At 73.9% G+C, this 14,638-nt stretch carries 15 protein-coding genes; 7 read left to right on the top strand and 8 right to left on the bottom strand.

Translation table 11 applies throughout. From position 1 onward, the window contains the following. Positions 1-40 precede the first annotated feature (40 nt). Positions 41-727 (bottom strand): ABC transporter permease, encoded by a 687-nt coding sequence (locus OG767_RS30410; protein ID WP_107159500.1) that lies wholly within the window; start codon positions 725-727, stop codon positions 41-43. 2 nt (positions 728-729) lie between these two features. Here OG767_RS30410 and OG767_RS30415 point away from each other — a divergent pair, with 2 nt between their 5' ends. Next, complete coding sequence (locus tag OG767_RS30415) at positions 730-1,722, top strand: ATP-binding cassette domain-containing protein (protein ID WP_357299812.1); 993 nt, start codon at positions 730-732, stop codon at positions 1,720-1,722. A gap of 161 nt (positions 1,723-1,883) precedes the next feature. Here OG767_RS30415 and OG767_RS30420 read toward each other — a convergent pair whose 3' ends face one another. The 7 genes from OG767_RS30420 to folP all read right to left on the bottom strand — a co-directional run bounded on the left by OG767_RS30420 (position 1,884) and on the right by folP (position 6,456). After that, on the bottom strand, positions 1,884-2,375 hold the full coding sequence (locus OG767_RS30420; protein WP_405091521.1) for a hypothetical protein: 492 nt from the start codon (positions 2,373-2,375) through the stop codon (positions 1,884-1,886). A gap of 82 nt (positions 2,376-2,457) precedes the next feature. Continuing rightward, positions 2,458-2,760, bottom strand: coding sequence for a hypothetical protein (locus tag OG767_RS30425; RefSeq protein ID WP_107159648.1), 303 nt, complete (start codon positions 2,758-2,760; stop codon positions 2,458-2,460). Positions 2,761-2,822: 62 nt separating this feature from the next. Then, on the bottom strand, positions 2,823-4,055 hold the full coding sequence (locus tag OG767_RS30430) for an ABC transporter permease (RefSeq protein ID WP_405091522.1): 1,233 nt from the start codon (positions 4,053-4,055) through the stop codon (positions 2,823-2,825). A gap of 118 nt (positions 4,056-4,173) precedes the next feature. Further along, positions 4,174-4,704 (bottom strand): DUF3180 domain-containing protein, encoded by a 531-nt coding sequence (locus OG767_RS30435; RefSeq protein WP_374709160.1) that lies wholly within the window; start codon positions 4,702-4,704, stop codon positions 4,174-4,176. Further along, complete coding sequence (gene folK / locus OG767_RS30440) at positions 4,701-5,228, bottom strand: 2-amino-4-hydroxy-6-hydroxymethyldihydropteridine diphosphokinase (protein WP_405091523.1); 528 nt, start codon at positions 5,226-5,228, stop codon at positions 4,701-4,703. The genes OG767_RS30435 and folK overlap by 4 nt, the downstream gene beginning before the upstream one ends. Beyond that, positions 5,225-5,584, bottom strand: a complete 360-nt coding sequence (gene folB / locus OG767_RS30445) for a dihydroneopterin aldolase (protein ID WP_405091524.1) — start codon at positions 5,582-5,584, stop codon at positions 5,225-5,227. Before folB ends, folK begins: the two co-directional genes overlap by 4 nt. After that, positions 5,581-6,456, bottom strand: a complete 876-nt coding sequence (gene folP / locus OG767_RS30450; RefSeq protein ID WP_405091525.1) for a dihydropteroate synthase — start codon at positions 6,454-6,456, stop codon at positions 5,581-5,583. The genes folB and folP overlap by 4 nt, the downstream gene beginning before the upstream one ends. Positions 6,457-6,816: 360 nt before the next feature. Here folP and OG767_RS30455 point away from each other — a divergent pair, with 360 nt between their 5' ends. From OG767_RS30455 to OG767_RS30480, 6 genes are read left to right on the top strand one after another with little or no spacing between them, the layout of a single operon-like run. Further along, positions 6,817-7,131 carry a hypothetical protein gene (locus tag OG767_RS30455; RefSeq protein ID WP_091070155.1) on the top strand — a complete coding sequence of 105 codons (315 nt, stop codon included), beginning with the start codon at positions 6,817-6,819 and terminating at the stop codon, positions 7,129-7,131. A gap of 14 nt (positions 7,132-7,145) precedes the next feature. Further along, on the top strand, positions 7,146-7,508 hold the full coding sequence (locus tag OG767_RS30460) for a hypothetical protein (protein ID WP_089157613.1): 363 nt from the start codon (positions 7,146-7,148) through the stop codon (positions 7,506-7,508). Between the two features lie 49 nt (positions 7,509-7,557). After that, positions 7,558-10,959 (top strand): ATP-binding protein, encoded by a 3,402-nt coding sequence (locus OG767_RS30465; protein WP_405091526.1) that lies wholly within the window; start codon positions 7,558-7,560, stop codon positions 10,957-10,959. A gap of 1 nt (position 10,960) precedes the next feature. Further along, positions 10,961-12,904, top strand: a complete 1,944-nt coding sequence (locus OG767_RS30470) for an MFS transporter (protein ID WP_405091527.1) — start codon at positions 10,961-10,963, stop codon at positions 12,902-12,904. A 6-nt stretch (positions 12,905-12,910) separates the two neighbouring features. Then, positions 12,911-13,462 carry a hypothetical protein gene (locus tag OG767_RS30475; protein WP_405091528.1) on the top strand — a complete coding sequence of 184 codons (552 nt, stop codon included), beginning with the start codon at positions 12,911-12,913 and terminating at the stop codon, positions 13,460-13,462. Further along, positions 13,459-14,634 carry a M23 family metallopeptidase gene (locus tag OG767_RS30480; RefSeq protein WP_281934380.1) on the top strand — a complete coding sequence of 392 codons (1,176 nt, stop codon included), beginning with the start codon at positions 13,459-13,461 and terminating at the stop codon, positions 14,632-14,634. The genes OG767_RS30475 and OG767_RS30480 overlap by 4 nt, the downstream gene beginning before the upstream one ends. Positions 14,635-14,638 lie beyond the last annotated feature (4 nt).

Genomic DNA, 14,638 nt, shown 5'->3' on the forward strand with positions numbered 1-14,638 from the left:
TTCGCGACCGCGGGGCTCCGCCGCGCTGCGCTCCTCGCACTCACGACTGCCGTCCCCGCAGCCAAGGGGTGAGCAGCCGGCCCACGCCGGCCAGGACCAGGTCGAGCACCAGCGCCAGCAGCACGCAGAGCACCGTGCCGGTCATGATCTGCGCCTTGTAGAAGTTGTTCTGGAACCCGGCGAAGATGAGCTGGCCGAGCCCGCCCCGGCCCACCACCACCCCGACCGTGACCAGCGCGACCGTGGAGACGGTGGCCAGGCGTACGCCGGTGAGGATGCCGGGCAGCGCCAGCGGCAGTTCGATCCGGAACAGCCGGCCCCAGCGGCCGTACCCCATGCCTTCGGCGGCCTCCCGCACCTCGGGTGGCACCTGGTTCAGGCCGGCCAGCGTGTTGCGCACGATCACCAGCAGCGCGTACAACGCCACCACGGTGAGCACGGTCACCGCGCCGATGCCGAGGTAGGGGGCGAGGAACGCGAACAGCGCCAGCGACGGGATCGTGTAGAGCACCCCGGTCAGCGCCAGGATGGACGCGGCCAACGACCGGAACCAGTACGCTGCCACCGCGAGCGGCAGCGCCACCAGCGCGGCGATCACCACGGCCCGGGCGGTCAGCCAGGTGTGCTCGCGCAACGCGGCGAGGATGCTGTCAGAGTTGTCCCGCACGTACCGCCAGGAGAACCACGGATTACCCGGGGCGGCCCGGTAGCTCAGGTGGAGGAACACACGTGGACGTTACCCCGGAGACCCCCGCCGGTCACGGCGCCGCCTCGATCACGCTGGAGCGCATCCGCAAGCGCTACCCGGACGGCACCGAGGCGGTCCGCGAGCTGAGCCTGGAGGTCAAGGCCGGCGAGCTGGTGGTGCTGATCGGCCCGTCCGGCTGCGGCAAGTCCACCGTGCTGCGGATGATCAACCGGCTGATCGAGCCGACCGACGGGCGGATCCTGCTCGGCGACGACGACGTCACCCGGGTCGACCCGGTGACGCTGCGCCGCCGCATCGGCTACGTGATCCAGAACGTCGGCCTCTTCCCGCACCAGACCGTGGCCGCCAACGTGGCCACCGTGCCGGGGCTGCTGGGCTGGTCCCGGGACCGGACCCGGGCCCGGGTCGGTGAGCTGCTGGAGCTGGTCGGGCTCGACCCGACGCAGTTCGGCAAGCGCTACCCGCACGAACTCTCCGGCGGCCAGCGGCAACGGGTGGGGGTGGCGCGCGCGCTCGCCGCCGACCCGGTGGTGCTGCTCATGGACGAGCCGTTCTCGGCCGTCGACCCGATCGTCCGGACCCGGTTGCAGGAGGAGTTCCTCCGGTTGCAGGCCGAGGTCCGCAAGACCATCGTGCTGGTCACCCACGACCTCGACGAGGCGGTCCGGCTGGGCGACCGGATCGCGGTGCTGTCCGAGGGCGGGGTGTTGGAACAGTACGACCGGCCGGCCGCGCTGCTCGGCTCGCCCGCCTCGGCGTTCGTCCGCGAGTTCGTCGGCGCCGACCGGGGCATCCGGCAGCTCGCGGTCACCCCGGTGACCCGCGCGGTGCTCGACCCGCTCCCGGCCGGCGACACCGACGGGCTGCCCACGGTGGCGCTGGGCAGCTCGGCCTACGACGCGCTGGGCACGCTGCTCACCGCCGGCGCCGACCGGGCCGTGGTCACCGAGGACGGCCGTCCACTGGGGCTGCTCGCCCGCACCCGGGTGCTGACCCTGGGCGCGGTCGACTGAGCCGGCCCGGCCTCACCTCGCCCCGGCCAGGCCGACGATCCCGGTGAGGTCAGGCCCGGCCGCCTCGGCCGGCTCGACCTGGCCAGGCCGACGATCCCGGTGAGGTCAGGCCCGGCCGCCTCGACCGGCTCGACCTGGCCAGGCCGACGATCCCGGTGAGGTCAGGCCCGGCCGCCCAGGCTGGCCAGGCCGATGATCCAGCCGGCGAAGAAGCCGTACGCGGCGCCGGTGCTCGCGGCCTGGAACGCGGCGTAGAGCGTGCCGTGCGGCCCGAGCAGCGTGGCGAGCAACGCGCTGAGCCCGGCGGCCAGGGCGTACGCGCCCCAACCGGAGAGGAACTGGCTGCCCGAGGCCGCCACCCGGTCGACCTGCGGACCGGGCAGCAGGTAGAGCAGCGCCGCGGCCAGCACGATCAACAGGATCGCCCGCAGGTTGGTGGCGAGCATCCCCTCGTCCGCGTGCCACCGCCAGGCCGGCCAGGCCAGCAGCCGCAGGAACCAGCCACCGGCGCCGGTCGGGTCGGTGTGCTCCTGCGCCCAGCCGACGTACATCGGGCTGCCGCCGACCGCGACGAGCAGGAACGCGGCGAGCGTGCCGGTGCCGGCGGCCGTGCCGTACCGGCTGACGGTGCGGGGGCGGTTGGTGAGGGCCATGGCACGGCCAGTTCCCGGGCCACCGCGGCGGGCAAACCTGCCCGGTCGCCGGACCGCCGCCGGCCGGCGTACGGCCACCGGGTCAGTGCTTCATCAGGTAGTCGATGAAGGCGGCCCGCAGCAGCGGCGCGGACTCCTCGTACCCGTGCCCGGTCAGCTCGCGCCACAGCGCGTTGGCCTCGTCGATGGTCGGCCCGACCGAGTTGGGCGCGCCGTCCAGGGCCGCGGCCTCGTCGGCGTTCGGCAGGTGCCGCAGCACCGACCAGAAGAACCTGACGTCGCGACGCTCCCGGGCCAGGTGGAACGCCTGCTCGCGCAGCTCCTCGGTGGAGAGCTTGTCGAGCTCGTCGAAGGTACGGCCGCCGGGGGCAGGAGTCTCCGTCATGCCGCCGAGCCTAACCGGCGAGATCAGCTCCGGCCCGCCGGACGCGACGCCACCAGTCGACGTCAGCGGCCGTCGGTGTCCCAGCGGCGCGGCTCGTTCTCCCAGCGCGGCGCCTCCCAGGCGTCGACCGGGGTGTCGGTGTCCCGCACCGGCAGCACCGACGGCCAGGTGTCGGTCGGCTCGGGCCTCGGCGGCATCACCCAACCGCCGCTGATCGTGCCGTCGCCGGGCGGCCGGATCGGCGCGGGCGCGCCCGCGGCGGGCCCGGCCGGGCGGGGCCGGCCGAACGTCTCCACCAGGCGGGTGACCACCAGCCCACCGCCGAGGACGGCGCCGCCCACCGCCCACCGGCTGACCGTCCAGCCGTGCGCGTCGGCCCAGATCTGGAACACCACCACCAGGCAGACCGCCAGCAGGGCGCCGAAGATGCCGCCGCGCCGGCCGTACGCGCTGGTGCCGCCGAGCAGCACGGTGCCGACCGCCAGCACGGACCAGTCCAGCCCGGTGCCGGGCGGGACCGGGCCGTGCCCGTTCGCGGCGATCAGCACGCCGCCGAGCATGGCCAGCACGGTGGAGCCGACGAGCGCCAGCGCGGTCACCGTGGCGGCCACCGCGCCCCGCCGCCGCGCCGGGTCGGCGACCGGACGGAACCGGCCGAGCAGTCGGCGTACCGGTTTGATCGCGCCGAACAGACCGCCGAGGACGGCCACCGCGGCGAAGCCGACGAAGAGGTAGAGCGCGGTACGGCGGGGGTCGTAGTCGCCCTGGACCGCGACCGGGGCGGTCCGGCGCTCCAGCCAGACGATCACGCCGGCCGCGCCGGCCAGGCTCGCCGCCCAGCCGGGCACGTGCAGCACCACGACGGCCAGGGCGAGCGCCAGCCCACCGACCGCCGCGACCGCCAGCGCCGGCAGCAGCGCGTCGCGGAGGCCCCGGTCGCCCTGCTCGGCGAAGTGCAACGAGGCGGCCAGCGCGACCGGGCCGACCGCGAGGTTCACCGCGGCGGCCCGCAGGCTCAGTCCGGCGGCCAACGTGAGCAGGCCCAGCCCGGCCACGTCGACGAGCAGCATCTTCAGCGCGCCGCCGCGCAGCGCGTCCGAATCCTCGCGCCAGAGCAGCCAGGTCACCGTGATCAGGCCGGCCAGCAGCAGGAACTCCCAGACCACGTGCACCGCGATCCGGTCCCGGCCGGGCTCGCCGTGGTAGGGGTCGTCGAAGACGTTCTCCAGCACCGCGGCGGGCACGCCGGACGGCGTGTCCGGTGGCGCCGTCCGGCCCGACTCGTCGTACCCCATTGGCCCGTGCCTCCCAGGTGGCCGCGTCCGGCCCACTCGGCGGGCGGACCGGCGGCGGCCGTCGCTCTCCGGTCGCCAGGGACGGTACCTGCGGGCGGTGACGGGGGAAACCCTCTGCTCAGCGCCGCCCGCGCGGCGTCTCCCGATCGCCTGGTTCCCGGTCCTCGTCGTCCTCCTGCTCGGGCACCCGGCAGGAGCGCTCCAGCCAGAGCGCGGCGGCGACCAGGGCCAGCGCGGCGACCAGGCCGGCCACCGCGGCCGGACGGTCGCCGACGGCGGCGTTGGTCCGCTCCACGAAGAGCCAGCCGACCAGCCCGGCGTAGAAGCCGGCGAAGATGGCCCCGGCCAGCGCGGACGCCTTGGCGAGCACCACGAACCGGGCGACCAGGAGCGGGTTCACCGGCTCCCGGCCGGGCCGGCGCTCGACCCGGGCGCGGGTGTTGGCCGCCGCGTAGCCCTCCAGCACGGCCAGCCCGGCCAGCGTGATCACCGGCAGCCACGGCAGGTCGGGGGCGAAGTCGTAGTAGAAACCGCTGATCAGCAGCCAGGCCACCGCGGCGGCGGCCAGACCGGCCACCACCAGCGTGGAGACCCGGGTCGGCCCCATCCGGAAGCGGTCGGGGTCCTGCGGGGGCCGGGCCGTACTCATGCGTCCGACTCTAGCGTCAGATCGGGCCGTGGGCTCAGTTCCAGGGCGTCGGCGGCCAGCGGCTCGGCGTTGAGCAGGTCGGTCAGCCAGCCGTGCCCGGGCAGCCGGCCGTGCGGCTCGATGTCGATCCACGGCCGCAGCACGAACGCGCGCAGGTGCGCCCGGGGGTGCGGCAGGGTCAGCTCGGGATCGTCGCTGAGCACCGGCTGCCCGGCGGCGTCCCAGACCGCGACGACGTCCACGTCGAGCGTGCGCGGCCCGTACCGGCGGGCCGGGTCGCGGGTCCGGCCGGCCGCCGCCTCCGCGGCCCGGGCCCGCGCCAGCCAGTCCGCCGGCGTCGCCGCCGGGTCCGCGACCATCACCGCGGCGTTCAGGTACGCGGGCTGGTCGGCGTCCCCCCACGGTGGAGTCTCGTAGACGCCGGAGACCAGCAGCACGTCGCCGCCGAGCGTGGCCACCGCGCCGCGCAGGTGGTCGAGGCGGTCGCCGAGGTTGCTGCCGATCGACAGCACGGCCCGGCTCACCGGGTACGCCGCATGGTGACGGCCACGTCGTGGAAGGCGTGCGGGATCGGGGCCTCCGGCTTGTGCACGGTCACCGTCGCGGCGACGACCAGCGACTCGGCCAGGCAGACCGCGAGCAGCCGGTCGGCGAGCGTCTCGATCAGGTTCACCGGCTCGCCGGTGAGCACCGCGACCAGCCGCTCGGCCAGCTCGCCGTAGTGCACGGTGTCGGTCACCTCGTCCGACCGGGCGGCCGGGGCCAGGTCGAGTTCGAGCACCGCGTCGACCACGAACTCCTGCCCCTGGGCCCGCTCGAAGTCGTAGACCCCGTGCCGCCCGTGGGCCCGCAGGCCGGTCAGCTCGATCCGGTCGGTCATCGGTGTCCTTCCCCGGCCGTGCCGGCGCTCGTGGTGGCCAGTCGGGGACGGCCGGTGGCCCGCCAGACCGCGAGCGCGTCGACGGTGCCGCGGACGTCGTGCACGCGTACCCCCCAGGCCCCGGCGGCGACGGCGAGCACGCTGGTCGCGATGGTCGCGGCCGCCCGCCCGGCGGTGGGGCGCGGCTCGCCGGCCGGGTCGGCGAGCAGCCGGCCCAGGTAGGACTTGCGGCTGGCCCCGAAGAGCAGCGGGAAGCCGAGGTCGACCAACTCGGGCAGGCGGGCGCTGAGTTCCCAGTTGTGCGCGGCGGTCTTCGCGAAGCCGAGCCCGGGGTCGACGATGATCCGGTCGGCGGCGACGCCGGCGGCGAGCGCCGCGTCGACCCGCTGGCCCAGCTCGGCCCGGACGTCGGCCACCACGTCGGTGTAGGTGGCCAGGTCGCGCATGCCGCGCGAGTGGCCCCGCCAGTGCATGAGCACCCAGGGGCAGCCGGCGTCCCGGACCACCCGGGCCATGTCCGGGTCGGCGAGCCCGCCGGAGACGTCGTTCACCACGTCCGCGCCGGCCGCGAGCACCGCCTCGGCGACGCGGGCCCGGCTGGTGTCGATGCTGACCGGGATGCCGGCGGCGCTCAGTTCGCGGATCACCGGCAGCACCCGGGCGGTCTCGGTCTCCGCGTCGACCCGGTCGGCGCCGGGCCGGGTGGACTCGCCGCCGACGTCGACCAGGTCCGCGCCGGCCTCGCGGAGTCGCACCCCGTGTGCGACGGCGGCGTCCAGATCGGCGTATCTGCCGCCGTCGGAGAAGGAGTCGGGGGTGACGTTGAGGACGCCCATCACCACCGGGGCGTCCGCTCGTACCAGATCGGTCACGGACCCGACAGTACCGTTCGCCAGCAGGGCTTCCGGCGACCGGGCGCGACCCGGATACGACGCCCCTGACGTGCGCATTGGAACAGGTGTACGATCGGTCGTCCGGGTCGAAGCGGGTCCACTCTTCGCGGCTTGTCGCAAAGGTGGCCGGCCCGTACGCTTTGGAATTGCCCAGCATCGAGATGGCGAAGCCCGGAGGGGAGGGCCGAAGCGGGAAGAATCCGCCCAAAGCTCACCACTCTTCGTGGTGGGTGACGGACGCAGCGTTGACGGCGCTGTTCCCGTCGAGCACCATCCCGCCAGGCTTGCCTAACTGCACCATCGCGGCGCCGCCGGCCGCGACCTTTGGGGAGGTTTCCAGTGATCGCCATCGAGCTCATGGCAACGGCGTCCACCGCCGTCGACCACGCGCTCCACACCCTGGCGTCGACTCCACTCGCCGAGCCGGCCCCGAAGGGCATCGACACCGACAACGTCGTCACGTTCTTCGCCAGCAAGGTCGCGCCGATCCTGCTCGCCGTGCTCGGCGTGATCTTCATCGGCCGGGCCAGCCGAGGTGAGATCTCCAAGGTGCTGACCAGCTCCGCCATCGCCATCATCGGGCTGGCCTTCATCGCCGGCGCGGCCACACTCTTCTTCGTCGGCGACTACCTGATCAACCTCATCTTCGAGTAGGGCGTTGGGCGACGATGCGGCTGCGCACCGACGACGACATCTACCGGGCTCGCCTCGTCTACCTGGGGCCGCCCGGCTACACCCTGCCCGTCCATCTGCCGTACGCCCAGTACGGCCTGTTCATGCTGCTCGTACCCCTCTACGTGTTCATCCACTGGTTGTTCACGCTCCAGGTCGAGCTCTTCCCCGCCTGGGAGATCTCGCTCGCCATCGTGACGACCTCGTTCATCTTCCGGTACGTCGACCCGGACCGGCCGGCGCGTATGGTCATCCGGACCGCGCTGACCGACTGGCGACGCACCCGGGAGCCGGCCGCCGAGCTGCGGGACCCGCGCCTCGTCGCGAGCCGGATCAGGATCCGGGAGGAACTGGCATGACCGGGCGCAGGCCGACGACGCAGACGAACGACGCGGGTGAGGCGGTCGCATGAGTCGCTCCTCCACGCCGGGTTCCCCGGCCGGGCGCCCGGCCGACACGCCTGGTAACCGTGCGCGATCGTTCAACTACCCACCGGACGAGGATCTGGACGAGGTCGTGCTGGACCCGGCGCTCGTCACCAGCCCCGGCCACGGCCGCGTCGGCGTGTTCCAGCCGCCACGCCCGCTCGGCCCGCGCGGTGGCGACACGCGCGAGCCGGTCCGCCCCGACGGCGACATCGACTCGCCGTTCCTCGACCTGTTCGGCGGCGCGCAGCCCCGGGTCCGCCGCCCCGCCGCCGCCACCCCGCCGGCCCTGCCGGTCGAGCCGGTGGTGGCCCCACCCCGACGCGGCGTCGGCGGCGTCGGGCGCGACGCGCTGCCGATCCCGCACCAGCCCGCCGCGCCGACCGAACCGGCGCCGCCGGCCCGGCCCGAACCGCCGGCCCGACCCGAACCACCGGCCCGGGAGCCCGCCCCCGGCGTACGCGCGGTGGAGCGACAGCGGCCGGAGCACGCGCTCGCCGCGCCCGCCGAGCCGCCCGCGCTCGACCCGCCGCCGGCGACCCGCAGCCGGGTGCCGCTCCAGGCGGGCGACCGGCTCGCGCTCCGCCCCACCGCCGAGCCGGAGCCGGCAGCCGAACCCGTGCTCCCGCCGCCCGCGCGCGCCGAGCTCGGAGCCGCCGCGTACCGCGCCGACCCGCGGGAGCCGGCACCCGACCTGCTGGACCGGCCGGCACCGTCCCGGGAGGTCGGCCGGCCCGCGCACCGTGAGGTGACGCCGCCCCGGCAGCGCTCGGCCGACCGCCGGAACAAGCCGGCCAAGCCGGTCCGGGTCCGCGCCCCGAAGATCAAGTTCGGCGACCGGGACCCGGCCGTCGAGCTGGCCATCACCGAGATCGCCGGCCACCTCACCTTCACCCCCAACACGGTCACCGCCTGGTACTGGCTGCCCGAGGTGCGCTGGGCGTTCCGCCCCGACGCGGAACGCGAGGCGCTGCTCTCGGCGATCTCCGAGCAGTACGCCGGCCTGGCCGGATTCCGGCTGCACCTGCGCCGCACCACCCGACCCTTCCCGGCCGACGAGTGGGCGCGCACCATCGACGCGCACACCGCCACCCCACTGCCCGACGTCCCCGGCACCACCGGCTGGGCCGACCACCTGGTCGCCGCCCAGCGGCACCTCATGTCCGTCAACCACGCCGAGGGCCAGACCTACCTCGGGGTCACCTTCGCCCGCCGGTCGCTCGGTGACTCGCTCACCGAACGCCTGCTGCGCACGTTCGGCCGGGGCACCGCCGACGGCGAACGGCGCCGACTGGGCCGCACCGTCGAGCAGTTCGACGAGGTGCTCGGCGCGTTCGGCATGCGCGGCCGCCGGGTCACCGCGCCCGAGCTGGAATGGCTGCTCTACCGCTCGGTGGCGCTCTGCATGGCGCCGCCCGGCGTGCTCTCCCCGATCACCAACGGCCGGTGGGAACGCGGCGACCTGCTGGCCCTCACCGAACAGGTCGAGCGCTACCGCACCCCGTACGGCTCCACCGTGAAGCTGGTCAACCGGATGACCGGCGAGGAACGGCACGTGGCCGTGCTCGCGGTCGGCCGGATGGAACCGCTGGAGATCCCCGAGCGGCACGAGCCCTGGCTGCACTTCCACGAACGGCTGCCGTGGCCGATGGAGCTGTCCACCCGGGTCGACCTCCTCGGCCCCAACGACTCCTTCCGGAACCTCGAACACCGGCTCCGGATGATCCGTTCCCAGCAGCTCGACTACGCCGAGCACGGCATCGACGCCCCGCCCGAGCTGGAGCGGCTGGCCAAACGGGCCCTGGTGATCGGTGACGAGATGACCACCGGGCTGCCGGTCGACTCGGCCCGGGCGCACGGCTGGCACCGGATCGCGGTCGGCGGTCGCACCCGGGAGGAATGCCTGGAGCGGGCCCGCCGCCTCATCCAGCTCTACTCCCGCGAGCTGCGCATCTCGCTCCAGCACCCGAAGAACCAGGACTGGCTGGCCCGCGAGTTCATCCCCGGCGAGCCCATCGCCAACACCGGATACGTCCGACGGATGCCGGTCCAACTGCTCGCCGCCGCGCTGCCCCAGGCCGCGTCCACGGTCGGCGACCGGCGCGGCGACCTGATCGGCCGGACCGCCGGCACCTGCCGCCGCCCGGTCTTCCTCGACCTGCACTTCCCGATGGAGGTACGCGAACGCTCCGGGCTCGCCGTCTTCGTCGCCGAACCGGGTGGTGGCAAGTCAACGCTGCTCGGCGCGCTCGGCTACCTGGCCGCGCGACGCGGCGTGCAGGTGACGCTGCTCGACCCGTCCGGCCCACTGGCCCGGCTCTGCGCCATGCCCGAGCTGGCGCCCTACTCGCGGGTGCTCAACCTGACCGGCTCGGAACAGGGCACCCTGGCCCCGTACGCGCTGATCCCCACACCGCTGCGCAGCGAGTTCGGCACCGGGGCGGCCGGCGACCGGGAGTTCGAGATCGCCGTCTCCAACGCCCGCGCCGAACGCCGGATGCTGGTGCAGGACATCTGCATGATGCTGGTGCCACCGCAGGTGGCCCGGGAGGCGTCCACCGCCACCCTGTTCCGGCACGCCGTACGCCAAGTGCCGGCCGAGGAGACCTCCACCCTGGACGACGTGGTCGCCTGCCTCCAAGGGCTCGACGACGACGCCGGCCGCGAGCTGGCGAACCTGCTGCTCGACACCGCCGAGATGCCGCTGGCGATGCTCTTCTTCGGCCGCCCGCCGGAAGGACTGCTCGGCGCCGACGCCGCGCTCACCGTGATCACCATGGCCGGCCTCCGGCTGCCCGACCTCAAGATCGAGCGGGAGTACTGGTCGGCCGAGGAGGCCCTGGCCCTGCCGATGCTGCACACCGCGCACCGGCTGGCGGTCCGCCGCTGCTACGGCGGGTCGATGGGTTCCCGGAAGCTCGTCGGCCTGGACGAGGCGCACTTCATGGAGGGCTGGCGCTCCGGACGGTCGTTCCTGGTCCGGCTCGCCCGCGACTCCCGGAAGTGGAACCTCGCCGCGCTGGTCGCCTCGCAGAACCCGAAGGACATCCTCGGCCTCGACGTGCAGAACCTCGTCTCCACCGTCTTCGTCGGCCGGATCGCCGAGGACAGCGAGATCGCCTCCGAGGCGCTGCGGCTGCTCCGGGTGCCGGTCGACGACGGCTACGAGGCCACTCTCGCCTCGCTCTCCCAGGCCGACAGCGGTTCCGCCAACCGGCTCGGGTTCCGTGAGTTCGTCATGCGCGACGTCGACGGACGCGTGCAGAAGGTCCGGGTCGACGTGTCGTACGTCGACGGGCTGCTGAAGCACCTGGACACCACCCCTGCCGCGGTCGCCCAGGCCGCCGGCCAACTGCCGACCGTGCTGGCTGATCTGGAGGCGTGACATGGCGAGGGCCCGGGCACGGATCACGGCGCTCCTCATCGCTCTCGGCGTACTCGCCGGGGCCACGATCTCCTGGCCGCTGATCGGGGGCACACCGGCGTACGCGGCCGGCCCGGTCACCCAGGCGCGGGCCGAACTGTGCAGCACCAAGGAGTGGCAGGCCGACTTCCGGGCCTGCGTGGGCAAACTCAAGGCGGTCAGCGAGGACCAGGTCGAGTGCCGTAACGCGCCGGTGCCCGGGACACCGGACTCCGGCCTCGCCGGCTGGTTCGCGGCCCGCCCCGACTCCGCCAAGCAGCCCGGCCCCAAGGGTCTCTACAGCGACTACGGGTACGCCGGCTACAGCTACACCACGTACGACGTGGACGGCGGCTGCGCCTCGTCCGTGCTCCACCCGGACTACCGCTTCACCACCATGGTGGCGAACGGCGAGTTCATGTTCGCCAACGCGGTGATCGGCGCGTCGAACGCGTTGCGGGAGCGCGCGTGGGACCCACGGACCATGTGGCGCTGGGCGGACCCGCTGGTGGAGCAGGCCACCAAGGCTGTCTACCAGAAGGTGTTCAGCGTCTTCGGCATCATCACCATCTGCGTGGTCGGCCTCTACCTGCTCTGGCGCTCCCGCCAGTCGGACATGAGCAACGCGATGACCACTGCCGGCTGGGCGATCCTGGTGATGGTGGCGGTGACCGCGCTGGCCGCCTGGCCGGTGAAGTCCGCGAACATCGCCGACAGCACGCTGATCACCACCCTCGGCGTGGTGCACGACGCGGTCGGTCCATCTACGAAGGACGTTCCGCCGGACAAGTGCGTACTTCCCAACCCGGATGCCTGCGTGGACAAGCGTCCGCCGGCCGTTCGGGCCAGCGACACCGCGACCGAGACGATGCTCTACCGCAACTGGCTGCGCGGCGTGCTCGGCTCCGCGGACAGCGAAACTGCCAAGAAGTACGGCCCTGCCCTCTACGACGCCAAGTCGCTTACGTGGGGAGAATCCGAATCGATCCGCGCAAAGCCGGCGACGCGGGACGTAGTGATCAAGGCCAAGCAACAGCAGTGGGCCCGGGTCGCTGAGCAGATCAAGTCGGAGGACCCGGAGGCGTACGAGTACCTCCAGGGCACCAAGGACATGGACCGGATCGGCGCCGGCTTCATCGCGGTGCTGGCCTCGCTGCTGTTCGCCATGTTCGACCTGACCGCGTCGGTGCTGGTGCTGCTCGGCTTCCTGATCTTCCGGTGGGCGGTGATCGCCGCGCCCATCCTCGGCACCGTCGGGTTGATGCGCCCGGCCAGCGCCGGGCTCCGCCGGCTGGCGAACGCCGTGGTGGCCGCCGTGTTCAACATCGCCATCTTCGGCACCGGCGCGGCCATCTACCTCTTCGCCGTCGACCTGATCATGAACACGGCCACCCTGCCGGGTTGGCTCCAGGTGGTCCTGGTCTGGCTCTGCGGGGTGGTGGGCTGGCTGCTGCTGCGGCCGTACCGGCGGATCACCCAACTCGGCGGCAAGGACAGCAGCGAGGCGGTCAGCTCGGCCGGCTCGTGGCACCGCCGGTTCTTCCGGGACATGCGGGTCGCCGCCCGGCTGGACGTCGCCGAGCCCGGCGGCACCAACGAGCCGGCCTTCGGCCGGCGTCGCGGCGTCGTCGCCGACCAGCGCAGCCTCCGACCGGAGGCCCGGCACGAGGATCCGGCGCACGCCGCCACACCCGTCGAGCGGGAGCGGCCGGACGGACGGGAACGGCCGGACGAGCCGCCCGCACCCGAGCGCACCGGTGGACGGCCCACCACTGCCCCCCGGCCGCGCCGCGCACCGTCCACCTGGACCGAGCCGGACGTGCCCGAGGAAATTCCCTCCTACGCCGTCTACCGGCCCGACTCGGCGGACCGGGCGACCGCACCGGCCACCCGGCCGGCGCCGCGGATCCGCTCCGAGGCCAGGTGACCTCCGATGCGACGGGCGCTGGAGCTCCTCTTCACCCGGGTCCTCCGGTCCCGGCTCGGCATCGCGCTGGTGATCGCCGTTCTCGTCTTCGGGGTGATCGGCACGGCCCGGCTGGTCTCCGGAGCCGGCGACGGGGGCGTCGGCGTGGCCGTCCGTCCCACCCAGCCGATCAGCACCGTGGATCCCGAGGCAGGTGAGGACGGGGTGCTGTCCAGCCCGCCGGCGGCGGTCGCCCCGAAGACCCGCCCGGGTGAGCCCACCCCCGAGCAGGTGGCCGGACGCTTCACCACCGCCTGGCTGGCCGGTCCGGGCAGCACCGGCGACGCCTGGCAGGCCCGGCTGCGTCCGCTCTCCACGCCCGCGCTGGTGGAGAAGATGGCCGGGGCCGACCCGGAGACCGTGCCGGCCCGGCGGACCACCGGCCCGCCGACGCTCCGCCCCCGCACCGAGACCTTCGTGGAGGCACTGATTCCGTTGGACGACGGCACGCTCCGGCTCGAACTGGTCGCCCCGGACGGGCCGTGGTTGGTGGACGCGGTCGACTGGGAGCGGTCGTGAGCGCCGGCGCGGCCGCCGTCGGGCAGGTCCGCCGCAAGGTTCGGGTCGGCGTGCTGGCCACCGCGGTCACCGGCGTACTCGCCCTGCTCTGCTGCGTGGGCGGCGCCGCCGCCTTCTTCCTCACCGAACTGGGCGGTGATCGGGAGGACCCGAAGCTCGCCGGCCTGACCTGCGACCCCACCTATCAGGTGACGCTGACCGGGGACATGCCGCGCTTCGCCGAGTACGGCGACGGCCAGCTGCGCAACGCCGCCGCCATCATCAAGACGGGCCAGGACATGAAGGTGCCGGCGCGGGGGTGGGTGATCGCGTTGGCCACCGCGATGCAGGAATCGGCGCTGCGCAACCTGGCCAACAGCCGCGTGCCGGCCTCACTGGCGCTGCCGCACGAGGGGGTCGGCGCCGACCACGACTCGGTGGGCCTGTTCCAGCAGCGGCCGGGCTGGGGCAGCGTCGAGCAGCGGATGACGCCGTCGTACGCGGCGCGCAAGTTCTACCAGAAGATGGTGAAGGTGCCGAACTGGCAGCAACGGCCGCTGTCCGTGGTGGCGCAGCGGGTTCAGGTCAGCGCGTTCCCGGATGCCTATGCCAAGCACGAGGAACTGGCGGGGCGGATCGTCGACGCGCTCGCCGGCGGGGCGGCCCGGACCGTGGAGATCGCCGGCAAGGCGGTCTGTGACGCCGCCGCCGGGGCCCGGATCGCCGCCTCCGGCTGGACCGCGCCGCTGCCCGGCGGGGTGGTCTCCGGTTTCCGGACCGACGCCCGCCCGAGCCACGACGGCGTGGACCTGGCCGCGGACAAGCGCACCGAGATCCACGCCGCGTCGGCCGGCCGCGTGCTGGTCGCCAGGTGCGACCCCGACCACTCCGGCCGGCGGGACTGCGACCGGGACGGCTGGCCGGACAAGGGTGGCTGCGGGTGGTTCGTCGACATCCTGCATGCCGGCGGCTTCATCACCCGCTACTGCCACATGATCGAACGACCCCGGGTACGTCCGGGTCAGGAGGTCGCGGCCGGTGAGGTGATCGGGCTCTCCGGCACCAGCGGCAACTCCTCTGGCCCGCACCTGCACTTCGAGGTGCACCACGACAGCGACCGGTCCAGCCGCGGTGCGGAGAACCCGGTGCCGTTCATGCGCGAGCGCGGTGCGCCCCTCACCGGGACCGGATGAATTC

The sequence above is a fragment of the Micromonospora sp. NBC_01392 genome (genome assembly GCF_045040125.1).
Lineage (GTDB): Bacteria > Actinomycetota > Actinomycetes > Mycobacteriales > Micromonosporaceae > Micromonospora.

Coding starts and splice junctions, on each gene's coding strand:
- OG767_RS30420 (WP_405091521.1), bottom strand. CDS start 2,375: ATGGCCCTCACCAACCGCCCCCGCACCGTCAGCCGGTACGGCACGGCC.
- OG767_RS30425 (WP_107159648.1), bottom strand. CDS start 2,760: ATGACGGAGACTCCTGCCCCCGGCGGCCGTACCTTCGACGAGCTCGAC.
- OG767_RS30430 (WP_405091522.1), bottom strand. CDS start 4,055: ATGGGGTACGACGAGTCGGGCCGGACGGCGCCACCGGACACGCCGTCC.
- OG767_RS30435 (WP_374709160.1), bottom strand. CDS start 4,704: ATGAGTACGGCCCGGCCCCCGCAGGACCCCGACCGCTTCCGGATGGGG.
- folB (WP_405091524.1), bottom strand. CDS start 5,584: ATGACCGACCGGATCGAGCTGACCGGCCTGCGGGCCCACGGGCGGCAC.
- OG767_RS30460 (WP_089157613.1), top strand. CDS start 7,146: ATGCGGCTGCGCACCGACGACGACATCTACCGGGCTCGCCTCGTCTAC.
- OG767_RS30465 (WP_405091526.1), top strand. CDS start 7,558: ATGAGTCGCTCCTCCACGCCGGGTTCCCCGGCCGGGCGCCCGGCCGAC.
- OG767_RS30470 (WP_405091527.1), top strand. CDS start 10,961: ATGGCGAGGGCCCGGGCACGGATCACGGCGCTCCTCATCGCTCTCGGC.
- OG767_RS30475 (WP_405091528.1), top strand. CDS start 12,911: ATGCGACGGGCGCTGGAGCTCCTCTTCACCCGGGTCCTCCGGTCCCGG.